General features: G+C 74.2%; 14 protein-coding genes. 8 read left to right on the forward strand and 6 right to left on the reverse strand.

Annotated features, from left to right (window positions below):
- Window positions 1-144 precede the first annotated feature (144 nt).
- Window positions 145-2,721, reverse strand: a complete 2,577-nt coding sequence (pepN, locus tag ABD358_RS05745) for an aminopeptidase N (protein ID WP_344629732.1) — start codon at window positions 2,719-2,721, stop codon at window positions 145-147.
- 115 nt (window positions 2,722-2,836) lie between these two features.
- On the opposite strand from pepN, the gene ABD358_RS05750 reads away from it, so the two are divergent.
- The 5 genes from ABD358_RS05750 (at window position 2,837) to ABD358_RS05770 (ending at window position 7,151) form a co-directional block, all read left to right on the forward strand.
- The gene (locus tag ABD358_RS05750) at window positions 2,837-3,379 is read left to right on the forward strand and encodes a DUF1203 domain-containing protein (RefSeq protein ID WP_344629733.1); all 543 of its coding nucleotides are present in this window, start codon (window positions 2,837-2,839) and stop codon (window positions 3,377-3,379) included.
- Window positions 3,380-3,453: 74 nt separating this feature from the next.
- On the forward strand, window positions 3,454-4,227 hold the full coding sequence (locus ABD358_RS05755) for a Clp protease N-terminal domain-containing protein (protein WP_344629734.1): 774 nt from the start codon (window positions 3,454-3,456) through the stop codon (window positions 4,225-4,227).
- A gap of 220 nt (window positions 4,228-4,447) precedes the next feature.
- Complete coding sequence (locus ABD358_RS05760; RefSeq protein ID WP_344629735.1) at window positions 4,448-6,148, forward strand: TIGR03767 family metallophosphoesterase; 1,701 nt, start codon at window positions 4,448-4,450, stop codon at window positions 6,146-6,148.
- A 149-nt stretch (window positions 6,149-6,297) separates the two neighbouring features.
- A complete protein-coding gene (locus ABD358_RS05765; RefSeq protein ID WP_344629736.1) occupies window positions 6,298-6,459 on the forward strand; it encodes a hypothetical protein in 162 nt (53 codons plus the stop codon).
- Entirely contained in the window at window positions 6,456-7,151 is a 696-nt protein-coding gene (locus ABD358_RS05770) for a DsbA family oxidoreductase (RefSeq protein ID WP_344629737.1), read from the forward strand. The genes ABD358_RS05765 and ABD358_RS05770 overlap by 4 nt, the downstream gene beginning before the upstream one ends.
- A gap of 73 nt (window positions 7,152-7,224) precedes the next feature.
- On the opposite strand, the gene ABD358_RS05775 is transcribed toward ABD358_RS05770, so the two are convergent.
- Together ABD358_RS05775 and ABD358_RS05780 are read right to left on the reverse strand one after the other, a co-directional pair.
- Window positions 7,225-7,899 (reverse strand): SMI1/KNR4 family protein, encoded by a 675-nt coding sequence (locus ABD358_RS05775; protein ID WP_344629738.1) that lies wholly within the window; start codon window positions 7,897-7,899, stop codon window positions 7,225-7,227.
- 372 nt (window positions 7,900-8,271) lie between these two features.
- Window positions 8,272-8,454: a hypothetical protein gene (locus ABD358_RS05780; RefSeq protein ID WP_344629739.1), complete on the reverse strand. Its 183-nt coding sequence runs from the start codon at window positions 8,452-8,454 to the stop codon at window positions 8,272-8,274.
- Between the two features lie 373 nt (window positions 8,455-8,827).
- Between ABD358_RS05780 and ABD358_RS05785 the strand changes: the two genes are divergently transcribed.
- Together ABD358_RS05785 and ABD358_RS05790 are read left to right on the forward strand one after the other, a co-directional pair.
- Window positions 8,828-9,061: a hypothetical protein gene (locus ABD358_RS05785; RefSeq protein ID WP_344629740.1), complete on the forward strand. Its 234-nt coding sequence runs from the start codon at window positions 8,828-8,830 to the stop codon at window positions 9,059-9,061.
- Window positions 9,062-9,076: 15 nt separating this feature from the next.
- A complete protein-coding gene (locus ABD358_RS05790; RefSeq protein WP_344629741.1) occupies window positions 9,077-9,592 on the forward strand; it encodes a GNAT family N-acetyltransferase in 516 nt (171 codons plus the stop codon).
- A 51-nt stretch (window positions 9,593-9,643) separates the two neighbouring features.
- Here ABD358_RS05790 and ABD358_RS05795 read toward each other — a convergent pair whose 3' ends face one another.
- Window positions 9,644-10,303, reverse strand: coding sequence for a VWA domain-containing protein (locus ABD358_RS05795; RefSeq protein WP_344629742.1), 660 nt, complete (start codon window positions 10,301-10,303; stop codon window positions 9,644-9,646).
- A gap of 709 nt (window positions 10,304-11,012) precedes the next feature.
- Here ABD358_RS05795 and ABD358_RS05800 point away from each other — a divergent pair.
- Window positions 11,013-12,185 (forward strand): endo-1,4-beta-xylanase, encoded by a 1,173-nt coding sequence (locus ABD358_RS05800; protein WP_344629743.1) that lies wholly within the window; start codon window positions 11,013-11,015, stop codon window positions 12,183-12,185.
- A 66-nt stretch (window positions 12,186-12,251) separates the two neighbouring features.
- On the opposite strand, the gene ABD358_RS05805 is transcribed toward ABD358_RS05800, so the two are convergent.
- Together ABD358_RS05805 and ABD358_RS05810 are read right to left on the reverse strand one after the other, a co-directional pair.
- Window positions 12,252-13,544: an MFS transporter gene (locus ABD358_RS05805; protein WP_344629744.1), complete on the reverse strand. Its 1,293-nt coding sequence runs from the start codon at window positions 13,542-13,544 to the stop codon at window positions 12,252-12,254.
- Between the two features lie 121 nt (window positions 13,545-13,665).
- The gene (locus ABD358_RS05810) at window positions 13,666-13,968 is read right to left on the reverse strand and encodes a hypothetical protein (protein ID WP_344629745.1); all 303 of its coding nucleotides are present in this window, start codon (window positions 13,966-13,968) and stop codon (window positions 13,666-13,668) included.
- Window position 13,969 lies beyond the last annotated feature (1 nt).

The following is a 13,969-nucleotide window of genomic DNA, read 5'->3' on the forward strand; positions in this document are numbered from 1 at the left end:
CCACATGCGTACACGGCGGGCGTCCCGGAGAGGTTCGACGGCGGCCCGCGGCCGTTCCGGGCCGGAACGCCTTCGGGCCGCGCCCCGTGCGGGGGACGCGGCCCGAAGGGCCCTTCGTGGCGCGGCCGGTGTCGTCCGGCGCCGTCAGACCGCCGCGGCGGCGTCCGCCGCCTGCGCCTTCAGGGCGCGCTCGACACCCGCGCGGGACTCGGTGACCAGGCGGCGCAGGGCCGCGCTGGGCTCGGCCGACTCCAGCCAGGCGTCCGTGGCCCGCAGGGTCTCCTCGGAGACCTGGAGCGCCGGGTAGAGGCCGACCGCGATCTGCTGCGCCATCTCGTGGCTGCGCGACTCCCACACGCCCTTGAGCGCGTCGAAGTACTTGGCGGTGTACGGGGCGAGCAGGTCGCGCTGGTCGGTCTGGACGAAACCGCCGATGACCGCCTCCTGCATCGCGTTGGGCAGCTTGTCGGACTCCACGACCGACGCCCACGCCTCCGCCTTGGCCTTGGCCGTCGGCCGGGCCGCCCGCGCCGCCGCCGCGTGCCGCTCGCCCGCCGCGGTCCGGTCGCGCTCCAGCTCGGCCTCGACGGCCGCCTCGTCGGCGCGTCCGGTGGCCGCCAGCCGGTGGAGCAGGGCCCAGCGCAGCTCGGTGTCCACCGTCAGGCCCTCGATCTTCTCGCTGCCGTCCAGCAGTCCGGCGAGCAGGCCGAGCTGCTCGTCGGTGCGGGCGGTCGCGGCCAGCGCCCGGGCCCAGGCGAGCTGGTGGTCGCTGCCCGGCTCGGCCGTGCGCAGCCGCTCCAGCGCGGCCTGCGACCAGCGCTGCAGGCCGGTCTCGCGCCAGCTCGGGGCGGCGTACAGGTCCAGGGCGAGCTTGACCTGCCGCTGGAGGGTCTGGACGACGCCGATGTCCGACTCCTTGCCGATGCCGGAGAGCACCAGCTCCAGGTAGTCGCGGGTGGCCATCTCCCCGTCGCGGGTCATGTCCCAGGCCGATGCCCAGCACAGGGCGCGCGGCAGCGACTCGGCGAAGTCGCCCAGGTGCCGGGTGACGGTGGCCAGCGACTCTGCGTCGAGCCGGACCTTGGCGTACGACAGGTCGTCGTCGTTGAGGAGGATCACGTCCGGGCGGAGGGCGCCGACCAGTTCGGGCACCTCGGTCCGCTCGCCGTCCACGTCCAGCTCGACGCGGCCGGTGCGCACCAGCCTGCCGTCCTGGAGCGCGTAGGAGCCGATGGCGATGCGGTGGGGGCGCAGCACGGGCTCGCCCTTGGCGCCGGCGGGCAGCGCCGGGGCCTCCTGGAGCACGGCGAAGGAGGTGATCGTCCCGTCGTCGTCGGTGGCGATCTCCGGGCGCAGCACGTTGATGCCCGCGGTCTCCAGCCACGCCCTGGACCAGGTCCTCAGGTCCCGGCCGGAGGTCTCCTCCAGCGCGGTGAGCAGGTCGGTCAGGCGGGTGTTGCCCCAAGCGTGGCGCTTGAAGTACGTCTGCACGCCGCGGAAGAACGCGTCCTCGCCGACGTAGGCGACGAGCTGCTTGAGGACGGAGGCGCCCTTGGCGTACGTGATGCCGTCGAAGTTGACCAGGACGTCGTCGAGGTCCTTGATGTCCGCCATGATCGGGTGCGTGGAGGGGAGCTGGTCCTGGCGGTAGGCCCAGGTCTTCATGGAGTTGGCGAAGGTGGTCCACGCGTGCGGCCAGCGGCTGCCGGGGGCGGCGGCCTGGCAGGCGATGGAGGTGTAGGTGGCGAACGACTCGTTCAGCCACAGGTCGTTCCACCACTCCATGGTGACCAGGTCGCCGAACCACATGTGGGCCAGCTCGTGGAGGATCGTCTCGGCCCGCGTCTCGTAGGCGGCGTCCGTCACCTTGGAGCGGAAGACGTACTGGTCGCGGATGGTCACCGCGCCCGCGTTCTCCATCGCGCCCGCGTTGAACTCCGGGACGAAGAGCTGGTCGTACTTGGCGAAGGGGTAGGGGAGGCCGAACTTCTCCTCGAACCAGTCGAAGCCCTGCCGGGTGACCTCGAAGATCGCGTCCGCGTCGAGGTGCTCGGCGAGGGAGGGGCGGCAGTAGACGCCCAGCGGCACGGTGCGGCCGTCCCCCTTGCCGCTCTCCCAGACGCTGTGGACGCTGTGGTACGGGCCGGCGATCAGCGCGGTGATGTAGGTGGAGATCCGCGGCGTCGGCTCGAACCGCCAGACGTTGTCCCGCGGTTCGGGGGCGGGCGAGTTGGAGATCACCGTCCAGCCCTCGGGGGCGGTGACGGTGAAGGCGAAGGTCGCCTTCAGGTCGGGCTGCTCGAAGCTCGCGAAGACCCGGCGGGCGTCGGGCACCTCGAACTGCGTGTAGAGGTACGCCTGCTGGTCCACCGGGTCGACGAAGCGGTGGAGTCCCTCGCCGGTGTTGGTGTAGGCGCAGTCGGCGACGACGCGCAGCTCGTTGCGTCCGGCCACGAGGCCGGGCAGGGCGATGCGCGAGTCGGCGAAGACCTCGGCGGGGTCGAGGGGCACTCCGTTGAGGACGACCTCGTGCACGGTGGGAGCCACCAGGTCGATGAAGCTGTCCCCGGCCTCGCGGGCGTCGAAGCGCACCGTGGTGACCGAGCGGAACGTGCCTCCCTCCTGTGCTCCGGAGAGGTCCAGCTCGATGTCGTACGCGTCCACCTCGAGCAGACGGGCCCGCTCCCGCGCCTCGTCGCGCGTGAGGTTCGTACCTGGCACCTGCGTCATCTCCTTCTTCTCCGCGTGTGTCCGGCCATCCTCGCACGGCGGCCCCGGCGGACGTGATGACCTTTTTCCGCCGGTGACCGGGGTGGACGACGGCCACAGTGGGGGCATGACGACGATCGGCTCACCACCGCGCGCCTCCCGCAGGCCCCTTCTTCCCCTCGCCCCGGACGTGCTGGAGGAGCTGCTCACGGGCGACGACGCCGGACGTCCGGCGCTCCCGTTCGCCGACGGGGAGGGCGGCGCCCCGCTGCGCTGCTGCCTGCGGCCGTCCCGGCCCGGCGAGCGGATCGCCCTGGTGGCGTACGCGCCGCTGCGCCGGTGGGCGGCCCGGACGGGCGCGGACCCGGGCGCGTACGACGAGCAGGGCCCGGTGTTCGTCCACGCCTCCGCGTGCCGCGGGCCCGACCCGGACGGACCGGGCCGCCACCCGTTCGCCGGTCCCGGGCTGCGGCGCGTCCTGCGCCGCTACGACGCCCGCGGGCACCTGCTGGGCGGGCGGCTGGTGGAGCTGCCGGACGCGCCGCCGCCGGTCCTCGACGGAATTCTCGACTCCGCGCTGGAGGAGGCGTTCGCCGATCCGCGGACGGTACTGGTCCACGTCCGGGCGGTGGAGTACGGGTGCTTCCTGTACGAGGTGCGCGGGTCCTGAGGACCGCCGGGGCCCCGGCCGCCGATCGTCAACTTCGGGTTGACGGGCTCCATGCGTCAACCTATGGTTGACGCATGGAGAATCCAGCGCGCATCCCCGACTCCGTCCGGCTCGACGACCTGATCGAGGGCATCAAGAAGACCCACACCGACGTCCTCCAGCAGCTCTCCACCGCGGTCCTCACCGCGGAGCACCTCGGCGAGGTGGCCGACCACCTCATCGGCCACTTCGTGGACCAGGCCCGGCGCTCGGGCGCCTCCTGGACCGACATCGGCCGCAGCATGGGCATCACCAAGCAGGCGGCCCAGAAGCGCTTCGTCCCCAAGGGCTCCGCGCCCGACCTCGACCCCGCCCAGGGCTTCGGCCGGTTCACCCCGCGCGCCAGAGACACGGTGGTGGCGGCGCAGGAGGAGGCCCGCGCGGCCGGCCACGCCGAGATCCGCCCCGAGCACCTGGCCCTCGGCCTGCTGAGCGAGCCCGGGGGGATCGCCGCGAAGGCGATCGCCGCGCAGGGCCTCTCCCCGGACTCCGTCCGGCAGGCCCTCGCCGCCGCACTGCCGCCCGCGTCCGGGGAGGCGCCCCAGCTCATCCCGTTCGACGCGCGGGGGAAGAAGGCCCTGGAGCTCACCTTCCGGGAGGCGCTGCGGCTCGGCCACAACTACGTCGGAACCGAGCACATCCTGCTGGCGCTGCTGGAACTCGAGAACGGCGAGGGGCCGCTCAGCGGCCTCGGGCTCGACAAGGCCGCCACCGAGGCCCACATCGCCGACGCGCTCGCCGCCGCCGTCGCCGCGGCACGCGAAGAGGCACGGGGAGAGGCGCAGGGAGAGGCAGCCGGCGAGGAGTGAAGCGCCGCCCCCGGCCCGGCAGGTGAACGGGCGGTGAGCCCAGCCGCACCGCCCGGCGAGCGGGACATGGCGGTCGTGAACACATGTGATCCATGAACCGAGTTCGGCGTCGGGCGTTTCCATGCCGTTGCACCGAGCGTCACCACGGCTGTCGACGATCCCGGTGGGCAGGGAGGTCCCCGCCCCGCGGCTTCGCGTTCGCAACCGGGGAGATGTGATCATGTCCGGCCGCAACCGACCCGCCCACCGGGCCCTCGACCGCCGCACACTGCTCGCCGCCGCCGGGGCGGCCGGGGTCGCCGCCGGGCTGGGGGCGGCCCTCGGCGGGGGCGGCGATCCGGCCGGCGCCGCCCCAGCCGCGCCGCCCGCACCCACCCGCGCCCCCTCGCCCACGCCCACCCCCACCCCCACGCCGGTGGCGCCCTCACCGGCCGGGACCACGCTGGAGAGCGTGGCGGCCCCGCGCGGCACGGGCCCCTACCGGCGGCTGGGCGAGGGCCCCGGCTGGGACCGGGTGGTACGGCAGGACCTGGCCGCCGCGGACGCGGGACGCGAGGACCGGCGCACCGTCCTGGCGTCCTTCGTCCACCTCACCGACGCCCATGTGACGGACGTCCAGCACCCCGTGCGCTTCGAGTACCAGCGCGCCGGCGTCCCCGGAGCGTGGCGCCCGCACGAGGCGCTGACCGTCCACGGCCTGGTCTCGCTGGTCGAGCGGATCAACGGGCTGCGCGGCGGCCCGGCCACCGGCGCGCCGCTGTCCTTCGCGATGACCACCGGCGACAACACGGACAACAACTGCCGCGCCGAACTGGAGTGGTTCCTCACCGCGATGAGCGGCGGCCGCATCACCCCCAACACCGGCGACCCGCGGCACTACGAGGGCGTGCAGAACTCCGGGCTGCCGCTGTACTGGCATCCGGAGGACGCGGTGCGCGACCTCGACAAGCGGCACGGCCTCCCCCGCGTCGACGGATTCCTCGGCGCGGCGATCGCGCAGATCGCCAGCCCCGGACTGGCCATCCCCTGGTACTCCACCGTCGGCAACCACGACGACCTCCACGGCGGCCACTACGCGGCCGGCCCCTACCTCGCCGAATTCGCCGTGGGGGACCGGAAGCTGTACTCCCTGCCGGAGGCCGAGGCGGCGGCCCTGCACGAGACGGTGCGGAAAGGCCGCGACACCCGGGGCAGGGACCTCGAACGGCTGCTGCGCGCCCACGCCCGCGAGATGCGCACCGTCACCCCCGACCCGTCCCGCGCGCCCCTCACCTCCCGCGAGTACGCCGAGGCGCACCTCGACCCGGCGTACGCCGGCCCCGGCCCCGCCGGACACGGGTACACCCGGGAGGCCGTGGCCGAGGGACGGCTGTACTACGGCTTCCGCATATCGGAGAACACGATCGGGATCAGCCTGGACACCACCGACCCGGACGGCGACTACCGGGGACACGTCACCGCGTCCCAACTGCGCTGGCTGGACCGCGAACTGACCCGCCACGACGGCGACCACGTCCTCGTCTTCAGCCACCACTACAGCGCCTCCGTGCGGACCGGCGGGGCCGAACTGCTCGCGCTGCTGGAGCGGCACGGCAACGTGGTCGCGTGGATCAACGGGCACAGCCACCGCAACCGGATCACGCCGCACCGCGGGTTCTGGGAGATCACCACGGCCTCCCACGTGGACCACCCGCAACTGGCCCGGGTGATCGAGCTGACCGACAACCGCGACGGGACGCTGTCGCTCTTCACCACCTGCGTCGAGTCGGCGGCCCCCTACGCCGCCGACCCCGGTGACCTCTCCCGCACCGGCCTGGCCTCGCTCTACCGCGAGCTGGCCTTCAACGCCCCGGGCCGCCGCACGGCCCTGGCGGGCGGACCGGGCGACCGCAACACGGAACTGCTGCTGCGCCGCCGCTGAGGGCGGACGGCCGCGAGGGCCGTGCGGCGGCCCGGACCGTCCGGAGCGGCGCCCGGCCGCCCTGCCGGGAATGCGGACGGGCCCCGGCCGGGTTCGGCTGTGTGGCGCGGTGCGCCACGAGTCCGTACGGAGAGCGAACGAGGTGGGCGATGAGCGTGTCCCGGCCGGAGGAAGCGGCGACCGCACCGGAACCGGTGCGGGAGGACGGTGGGACGGAGACGAGGGCGGAGACGGCGTCCGGGCTGGTCGTCCTCGGCTCCGGCGGCCCCGACGGGTCCCCCGTCTGCGCGGACGGGGTGTGCGCCCTGTGAGCGGGACGGAGACCGGCGGGACGACGGGCACCGCGGGCACGGTGCGGATCGAGGTCTGGTCGGACGTCGTCTGCCCCTGGTGCTACATCGGCAAACGGCGCCTGGAGCGCGCCCTGGAGGAGTTCGAGCACGCCGGTGAGGTGGAGGTCGCCTGGCGCAGTTTCCAACTCGACCCGTCCTTCCCCCGGGGTGTGCGGCAGCCCGTCCCCGAGATGCTGGCGAAGAAGACCGGGAGCTCCCCCGAGCAGGTCCGCGCGATGAACGCGCGGGTCACCGAGCTGGCCGCGCGGGAGGGCCTGGTCTACGACCTGGAGCACTCGGTCATGGTCAACACCGTCGACGCCCACCGGCTGACCCACCTGGCCGGGGCGCACGGCCTCGGCGACCGGGCCCACGAGCGGCTGCTGCGGGCCCAGCTGGTCGAGGCGCGGACCCTCGACGACCCCGACACCCTCGTGGAGCTGGGCGTCGAGATCGGGCTGGACGAGGACGAGACGCGCGGGGTCGTCACCGGCGACGCGTACGCGCGGGAGGTCGAGGCGGACATCCGCGAGGCCCGCGCGCTGGGGGTCACCGGCGTGCCGTTCTACGTCCTGAACCGCGCCTTCGCCGTCTCCGGCGCCCAGCCGGCCGAGACCTTCCTCACGGGGCTCCGCAGGGCCCGCGAGCACGCGCTCGCGTCGGTGTCCTGATCCCGTCCGGCCCCCGGCCGCCGTCCCCGTCGCCCGTCGGCGGGAACATCGTTCCGGCGCCCCGCGGGCCGGGTCAGCCCCTTCGGTCCGCGGTGCCCGGCGAGCACCCCGCCGCGGGCCCGGCCGCCGCCCGGGGCGCCGGTTCCGGCGGCGTCCAGGGGCGGGCGCCGGCCAGGACGGCGGGACGGCACACGGTCGGCGGCAGCGGGCCGAGCATCCTGCCGCCGGGAAGCGGGAGGCCGGTGCGGAGCAGGGCCGGTACCGCCTCCGCCAACGGCATCCCCCAGTTCCGCCACGGGGCGCTCCCGCCCCGGGCGGCTTTCCCGTCGTACACGACGACGGGCCAGCGGCCGGGGTCGTCGGACGTCCCGGTGTCCCAGAACAGGAAGTGGCCCTCCCGCGTCTCGCCCCAGGCGAGCAGTCCGCCGGGCTCGGGGTGGAACGGCGGGGGCTCGTACGGCGTGGCCTGTCGGGAGGAGATGCGGCACCAGCGGTGGGTCTCCCACAGCCAGTCCCCGTAGTCGAAGCGTTCCCCCTGTACGCAGGGCACGTGCAGCCGGAGGAGCCCGCCGATGTCCAGCGGTCCGTGGGCGGACGCCAGTTCCCTGTAGTCGGCGGGCAGTCCCAGACCGAGCCAGCCCTCCACCGCGTCCCAGTCGACGGGGACGGGTTCGGGTGCCGCGTGCCTGTCCCGGGGCTCTGCCGGCCTCGGCGGCCCGAGCCGTGCGATGAGGGCGGAGGCGTTCATGAACGGACATGCTGGCATCCCGCACCGACAGACTTCGGCCGGGGTACCCCGCTCTCCGGCGGCGTGTCGGCGGCAGCGCCCGGGGCGTGGCCACCGGTCCTCGCGACGGGGGGAGGCGGCGCATGATCCGGCGCGCCGAACACAATGACCGTGCGGCGGAGTTGACGGACGGTCCGGGGACCGCCCGCCGCGATCCGCGCGGGAGGAGGCCCGGGCGGCTCCCCGGCCGGCTGCTCGGGGCACCGGGCCCCGGCGAGCTGTTCGAGGTGCGCGGGCACCTGACCGGGCGCCGCGCGGCGGGCCGCGCCCCGGCCCGCGAGTGGACGGCGGCCGGACCGGGTGTCCGGCGGCCCCCGGCCGGGCGGTGCGGGCTCAGCGCACGGCGGAGACCACGTACGCGAGGACGAACACGGCGAGGAGGCTGAGCCCCACCGCGGCGAGGACGAACAGCCACATCAGCCCCGTGATCGCGGTCCACGCGAACCTCGTGGCACGTTCGGCCCGCTCGGTCGCGTCCCGGTGGCCGTCGGTGTCGACCCATTCCCCTTCGATCATGGTGCCTCCCGACCGGAGCGCGCGGCGCGGACGTCCCGGCCATGGGCTCCTGCCGTCCGGGTACCCCGAAAAGGCCCCGCACCGACACGGGCGGCCGGGCTGGGCTCACCGGCGGAGGCGGCCACAGGCGGCGCGCGGCGGGCCGGAACACGGCGGGGACCAGCGGAGACAGCGCCGCTCGCCCCTCCTCCCGGAACCTCCCGAGAAGCTCCCGCGCTCCTCACGCACACCCGTTCGGCGGTCACCCGGACGCACTCCCCGTCCGGGCGGGGGACCAGCGCGTCCGGCCCGGAAAACACCTTGCCCGGGCGCGGGCGGCGGGGCAGGCTGCACCGGCAGGCGCGGGAACCGGGAACCGGAAGGGGCGGCCGGAATGGCCATACTCGTCTACTTCGACAAGCTCTCCGAGGACGGCTCCCGCGTCCGTTACGCGTTCGGCGGGAGTCCCGGGGAGCTGGACCGCCTTCTGACCGTGGACAAGGAGACCCGTGAGGCCGAGGCGGACGACCACAGGCCCGACTTCGCCTTCCGCGCCACGGTCCGGAGGATCGCCCGCCTCCACCGCACGTCCGGCACCTGGCCGGACCGCGGGATGATCGCCTCCTAGGGACGGGGCGGACACGTGACGGGACCGGAACCCGTGGAACTCATCCCCTTCTCCCCCGTCCACGCCGCCGTGGTGGCGGGCTGGCCGCGCTCCGCCCGGGAAGCCCTGCTGTGGTGCGGTGAGCGGGACTTCCCCGTGCCGGCGCGGAGGGTCGCCGCGTGGCGGCGGCAGGACGGCGTCCGGGCCCGCCTCCTGACCGAGGGCGGCGTCCCGGTCGGCTACGGGGAGCTGTGGTTCGACGGCGGAGAGGACGCCGGGGGCGAGGTCGAGCTGGCCCGGATCATCGTCGCCCCCGATGCCCGCGGCAGGGGGCTGGGACGGGCACTGGTCCGGGGCCTGCTGGCCGAGGCGCTGCGCGCGGGCCGCTCCGAGGTCTTCCTCCGCGTCCACCCGGACAACCGCACGGCCCTGCGCTGCTACCGGGGTGCCGGGTTCGTGCCGGTCGACGCCGCGTCGGCCGCCGAGTGGAACACGGGCCAGCCGGTCGCCTACACCTGGCTCCGTCATGGCGGTGCGGGCCCGGCGGGCTGACCCGTCCGCCGTCCGCACGGCCGCCGCGCGGCCCCGCTCCCCTGAATTCCGTCAGGTCTTCGCCGCGGTCTTCTCCCGCCACTGCGCGAATCCCCGGCTGATGGCCCGCCGGCTCCAGTGCTCGTCGAAGCAGAACCAGACGTTGGGGAGCACCTGCCGCTGGCTCAGGCTGTCCCGGCTCCAGAACGTGTCGTAGATCTCCTCGGATTCACCGAAGAACTGCCAGAAGATCTTCTCGTTTCCGGACTCCCCTATGAACCGGATCATCTCCTCGGTCTCGGTCTTCCGGTCGAGCCAGAAGATGACGAAGGTGATGTCGTCCGTGCCGGACGCCCATGCGTTCACCGCGCGCACCGCCGGGAGGGGTCTGCCGTACCAGGGCTGCTCGCCGGTGCCGAAGTGCTCCTCGGCGCGGTTCGCCGGGACCGGCTCGTCGTACACCCTCCGGTGCGCGTTCGGCCTGACGCCCCACTCCCGCACCCACTCGGAGAGGGAGCCGGGCTCCAGCCGGGAGCGGACCACCTCCGTCCCCTCGCTGTTCACGGGCTCCCCGTACAGGAAGACCTCCACTCCGGAACCGGGGGAGATCTTCCCGGCGATCTTCAGCGCCTTTTCCGCGTATCCGGCGATCGAATGCTTCCGCTGCGGCTCGAAGTACCACTCCCAGGAGGTCGGGAGGACAAGAGCGACGCGGATGCCTGCGCTACTCATGCGGTGACCGTAGCACCGGACGCCGGGCTTTTCGAAAATGAACCGAAAGGGCGAATTTTCTCCACAAGCGGCCCTACAGGTCCCATGCCGGGGCGGGCCGGCGTCACGGCCCGGGCGGGCCCGTCCGGGCCCGTGCTCCGCGTCCGGTCCGGGGCCCGTGCGGCGGACGGCCACGAGGCCGCGCCGGAGCAGTGGCCGGCCGGGGACCCCTGTGGCCGTCCGGCGGACGGCATCGCGGCCGAAGGCGTCTCGCCCGCGTCCGGCATCCGCGGCCGTCCCCGCACGCCACGTGCCCGCTGTGGCGCGACGCCGGGCGCGGCCCGCCGCCCGCGCCGACGGCGAGGGTGAACGGCTCGCCCGGCATCCGGCGGCCGGGGCGGAGCGCGGACCGCGACTCCGCGTACCGGTAATTCCTCCCTCTCATGCCGACGTCCGGCAGCCCATCGGCGGGCTACCCGGCCCGCCACGGGCACCTCCGCTCCCGCCTCCGCCTCCGCGAGGGCGGTGGGGACGGCCGTGCCACCGGCCCGATACCACCCGCTTCTCCCTTTTTGTCTTGCCCCGGGCACGGACCCGGGCGGCATTGGCGATCACAGGAGTCTGCACGGGTATTGACGCCCCGGTCGGCGGCCCCTTAGCGTCCGGGAGCCATACGTCCGGAAACTTTCCGGAAACTTTGAGAAGGCCGACCGAAAAGGGAGCCCTCTGCATGAGATCTGTCCGTATCGCCGCCACCGCGCTCGCCACGGCCGCCCTGGCGCTGCCGCTGGCCGCGGCACCGGCCACGGCCGCCCCGTCCGACCACGAGGGCACGCGCCACTCCAGCGCCAAGTTCGACCGGCTGCGTGATGCCGCTCCCAAGGGGTTCTACGTGGGCACCGCCGTGGCGGGCGGCGGTCACCACCTCGAGCAGGACTATCCGGACCCCTTCACCCACGACAAGCCGTACCGGAAGCTCCTGGGGCAGCAGTTCAGCTCGGTCTCCCCCGAGAACCAGATGAAGTGGGAGTTCATCCACCCCGAGCGGGACCGCTACGAGTTCGGGGCGGCCGACGCCATCGTCGACTTCGCCAAGCGCAACAAGCAGGTCGTGCGCGGGCACACGCTCCTGTGGCACAGCCAGAACCCGGCGTGGCTGGAGGAGGGCGACTTCACCAAGGAGGAGCTGCGCTCCATCCTGCGCGAGCACATCACCACCGTCGTCGGCCGCTACGCCGGCAAGATCCAGCAGTGGGACGTCGCCAACGAGATCTTCGACGAGCAGGGCAACCTGCGCACCCAGGAGAACATCTGGATCCGCGAGCTCGGACCGGGCATCATCGCCGACGCCTTCCGCTGGGCCCACAAGGCCGACCCGAAGGCCAAGCTGTTCTTCAACGACTACGGTGTCGAGGACGTCAACGCCAAGAGCGACGCCTACTACCGGCTCACCCAGGACCTGCTCAAGCAGGGCGTGCCCGTGCACGGTTTCTCCGTGCAGGCGCACCTGAGCCTGCGCTACGGCTTCCCGACCAGCCTCGAGCAGAACCTGCGCCGGTTCGACAAGCTCGGCCTGGAGACGGCCGTCACCGAGCTGGACGTGCGCATGGACCTGCCGGAGGACGGCCGGCCCACCGAGGCGCAGCTCAAGCAGCAGGCCGACTACTACCAGCAGGCCCTCTCGGCCTGCCTGGCGGTGGACGACTGCAACTCCTTCACCATCTGGGGCTTCACCGACAAGTACTCCTGGGTCCCGGTGTTCTTCCAGGGTGAGGGTTCCGCCACGGTCATGACCGAGGACTTCGAGCGCAAGCCCTCCTTCTACGCCCTGCTGTCCACTCTGAAGGACGCCAAGAAGGACGGCTGGAAGAAGGACTGGCGGAAGGACCGCCGCAGGCACTGAACGCGCCCGCCCGCCGCGGCCTTCCGCGGCGGGCGGCCCGGAGCCAGCACCGGACCCGCCACCGCGTCACCCCGCGGTGGCGGGTCCGGCCGCGTCGGCCGCACCGCCGCCGGGCGTCCGTCCGCCCGCGGGCAGGCCGCCGCCCGGGCAGGCCGCCTCCGCCCGGCGGACCGCCGGGGCGATCGCGCAGGCCGAGGCGAGGAAGGCCGCACCCAGCGCCAGCCAGCCCGCCGGACCCCCGCCCAGCACCAGCCAGGTCAGCGGCAGGGGGCCGAGCATGCGGGCGACGGCGGTACCGGTTCCGAAGAAGCCCTGGTACTGGCCGTGCCGGCCCTCGGGGGCGAGACCGAAGGAGATCTCCCAGGCTCCGGCGGCGAGGAGCGTCTCGCCGAGGACCTGCGCGCACGCGGCCGCCGTCAGGACCGCGAGGGCCGCCCACGGGGACGACGGGGCGGAGGAGAGCGCGAAGGCCGCGCAGGAGGCGAGCATCAGCACGCCCGACAGGCGCACGTACCGGGTCGCCGAGCGCAGACCGGTGACCCCGCGCGCCACCCGCACCTGGAGGACGACGACGGCCAGGGTGTTGAGGGCCAGCAGGGCCGCCACCGTCCAGCGGGGAGCCTCGGTGCGCTGCACCGTCCACAGCGGGACGACGACGCTGAGCAGCGGCATGTAGAGCAGCAGCACCGAGTGGAGGCCGGTGACCAGCGCGTAGGGGCGGTCGCGGAGAACGGCCAGGCGCGGGGCGCCGGCCGCTCCGGCCGGCGCGGCCGGGACGGCGGGCAGGCGCGACAGGACGAGGGCGGCGGCGAGGAACGCGGCGGCGTCCACCGCCAGGACCGCCCGGTACGCGGCGGGGGTGTCCAGGTGGAGGGCCAGGCCGCCCAGGGCGGCGCCGACGGCCAGTCCGGCGTTTCCGGTGGACTGCAGATACGCGCGGACGCGGGTGCGTTCCCGCTCCGGGACGAGGGCGGCCAGCAGCGCCTGCCGGGCCGCGCCGAGCCCGCACTGGCAGCAGGCGTACAGCACGGCGGCGGCCGTGAAGGAGGGGAGGTCCTCGACGGCGAGGAAGACGGCGACGGCCGCCGCGGTCGCCACCGCCAGGGCGACCGCCGCACCGCGCGGCCCGCGCCGGTCGGCCAGGTGTCCCAGGGGGACGCCCGCCACGGCGCCGGCCGCCCAGCCGAGCGTGAGGCCGGCTCCGGCCTCCGTCGCGGACAGGCCGACGACGCGGGTGAAGTACAGCACGGAGCAGACGTAGTACGCGCCGTCCCCGACGGAGTTGACCAGCTGGGCCAGGGCCAGCCGTCGCGGGGCGGAGCCGGACGCCGGAGGCGTCGGCGGGGTCCGTGAGGTCATGCGGCGACGCTACGGACCGGCCCGGCACCCCCGGCAGGTCCAATCGGCGGCCGGATCGGTGGGCCACTTCCGGCCGCCCGGAACACGCCCCGGCCGCCCGCCCCCGGCGGAACGCCGCGGGTCAGCCGCGGTTCGGCTCCTGCCGCCCGGCGACCTGGCCGCTCTTGCGCGAGGACTTGTCGGCCACCATCACCAGTCCGGCGATGACCGCGAAGAGGACGACCGGCAGCACGACGAACAGGCCGATGGTCTCGACCGGGCTGATGCCGGCGCCCGGGTCGTCGCCGTCGTCGCGGTAGACGGCGAGGGCGGAGGGGGAGCTGAGCAGGAGCGCCAGCGCGGTGAAGGCGGTGACTGCTCCGGCGCGCACCGCGGTGCGGGCGTTCCTGGTGTTCTGGGTGACCTTGGTGTCCACGGTGTCCACG

Origin of the sequence: Streptomyces glaucosporus, assembly GCF_039533345.1 — a bacterium.
GTDB lineage: Bacteria > Actinomycetota > Actinomycetes > Streptomycetales > Streptomycetaceae > Streptomyces > Streptomyces glaucosporus.

Bases quoted from the DNA above. Each gene is read 5' to 3' on its own strand.
- ABD358_RS05780 (WP_344629739.1), bottom strand. From the start codon at position 8,454: ATGATCGAAGGGGAATGGGTCGACACCGACGGCCACCGGGACGCGACC.
- ABD358_RS05805 (WP_344629744.1), bottom strand. From the start codon at position 13,544: ATGACCTCACGGACCCCGCCGACGCCTCCGGCGTCCGGCTCCGCCCCG.
- ABD358_RS05795 (WP_344629742.1), bottom strand. From the start codon at position 10,303: ATGAGTAGCGCAGGCATCCGCGTCGCTCTTGTCCTCCCGACCTCCTGG.
- ABD358_RS05750 (WP_344629733.1), top strand. From the start codon at position 2,837: ATGACGACGATCGGCTCACCACCGCGCGCCTCCCGCAGGCCCCTTCTT.
- ABD358_RS05765 (WP_344629736.1), top strand. From the start codon at position 6,298: ATGAGCGTGTCCCGGCCGGAGGAAGCGGCGACCGCACCGGAACCGGTG.
- ABD358_RS05800 (WP_344629743.1), top strand. From the start codon at position 11,013: ATGAGATCTGTCCGTATCGCCGCCACCGCGCTCGCCACGGCCGCCCTG.
- ABD358_RS05785 (WP_344629740.1), top strand. From the start codon at position 8,828: ATGGCCATACTCGTCTACTTCGACAAGCTCTCCGAGGACGGCTCCCGC.
- ABD358_RS05755 (WP_344629734.1), top strand. From the start codon at position 3,454: ATGGAGAATCCAGCGCGCATCCCCGACTCCGTCCGGCTCGACGACCTG.
- ABD358_RS05775 (WP_344629738.1), bottom strand. From the start codon at position 7,899: ATGAACGCCTCCGCCCTCATCGCACGGCTCGGGCCGCCGAGGCCGGCA.
- ABD358_RS05760 (WP_344629735.1), top strand. From the start codon at position 4,448: ATGTCCGGCCGCAACCGACCCGCCCACCGGGCCCTCGACCGCCGCACA.